2 protein-coding genes are annotated in these 1523 nt (G+C 62.8%); both read right to left on the bottom strand.

Translation table 11 applies throughout. From position 1 onward, the window contains the following. Positions 1-1121 (bottom strand): nitrite/sulfite reductase (locus VF515_17975; protein HEX7409521.1); only part of this gene is annotated, 1121 nt, incomplete at its 3' end. A 90-nt stretch (positions 1122-1211) separates the two neighbouring features. Next, on the bottom strand, positions 1212-1523 hold a 312-nt coding region (locus VF515_17970), incomplete at its 5' end, for a hypothetical protein (protein HEX7409520.1).

The following is a 1523-nucleotide window of genomic DNA, read 5'->3' as shown; positions in this document are numbered from 1 at the left end:
CCGCCGGGAATCCAGGGGACTAACAGGTTCTGATCGTTGGTGGCACGCAGCTCTCCCGCACCGAAGCTGCGTGCCAGGTGGGCCAGGCCACGCAACTGCGGGCCGCTGATGTCGCCCATCGGCAACAGAATGGTGGCGGCGTAATAACCCTCCTGCTTTTGCGGCAACACGTTGGTGCGCATCCAGTGGGTGAACCCGGCATCACGATTATCCGGCACTGGCGACGGCGGCTGGAGCGGTTGGCCGCTTGTGAATCCGGCAGTGAGCTCGTTCAGTTCGGCACGTAACGCCGCTCCCTGATCGGCCTCGATGCGCCCGTGTAGCTCGTCTACCGCGGCGATGAGGCGCTCGGCTCCGAGGCGCTGGAACAAGTACTTCATCCGCGCCCTCTTCCGGTTCTTCCGTTCGCCGCGTTGGCTCCACAACCTCAGGATGGCTTCCACGATGATGAGCGTGTCTTCGACGGCAACAAACTCCCGAATCGGGCGAGCCAGAAACGGCTGCGGTCCCAAGCCACCGGCAGCGTATACGGAGAAACCGCGCTTGCCGTCGCGGACGTGGGGGAAAAAGCCGATATCGTTGATTGGTGCCTGCGCACAATCACTCGGGCAGCTCGAGAAAGCGATCTTGAACTTCCGCGGCAACGTCAGGTTGAGCGGGTGGAAGAGGAAGTGGTCGTGCGTGGCGCGCGCATACGGGGTGACGTCGAACAACTCTCCGGGCCAGATGCCGGCATGGACGCAGCTGGTGACGGCGCGCACGCTGTCACCCGCCGCGCCGCGGGTGGTGATGCCCACGGCGTGCAGCCGCTCGTAGATGTCCATCGCCTTATCGAGCGCAACCCAGTGCAGCTGCACGTTCTGCCGGGTGGTTATATGGATGAGGCCACGCGCATAGTCGTCGGCAATATCGGCGAGCCGATCTGCTTGTGCCGCGCTCAGCATACCTCCCGGCAGCTTGATGCGCTGGAGGTAGCTGGTGTGTTCGAGTTCGCGGTACAAGCCGTAGCTCACGCGCAACGGCCGGAACTCGGCATCCGTCATCTTGCCTTGCTGGTAGCGCTCGACTCGTTCCGCGTGTGTGCGCAACGCCGCGCGGAACTCGGCATCCGTGGGTCGCATGTGCCCCTTTCTTGTATCAACTCGTCGGTCGAGTGTCCTGACTTACCACAGCATGGCAGGCCCAGTGCAAGGGCCGCATCAACCTCCTGGTTAGAACCGCAGCATCGCATCGAGCTGCGTCCGCAGCAGCGTCGGGTTGCCGGTGAGCGCCGCATTCGAGATCTTGCGATCCAAGGCGTTCTCGACGTACGCCTTCGCCGTCAACTGCAGGTTGGGCAGCAGGGCGTAGTCGAAGCGCAAAATGTGCGAAATGAGGTTGGTGGCCCCCTTCTGTGTCGGGCGCGTGTCTCCGGCTTTTGCCGGGCGAGTCGAAAACTCATTGATGTCGCTGAAACTAAAGATCGAGAGCACGGAGTCCTTCTCCACCCAGGCGTAGGTGTACGACAGCCCCCAATCGCCCTG

This window comes from Candidatus Binatia bacterium, assembly GCA_036382395.1.
GTDB lineage: Bacteria > Desulfobacterota > Binatia > HRBIN30 > HRBIN30 > JAGDMS01.
The sequence above is the reverse complement of the archived record's forward strand: the minus strand, read 5'-3'. Positions and strand labels throughout refer to the sequence as shown.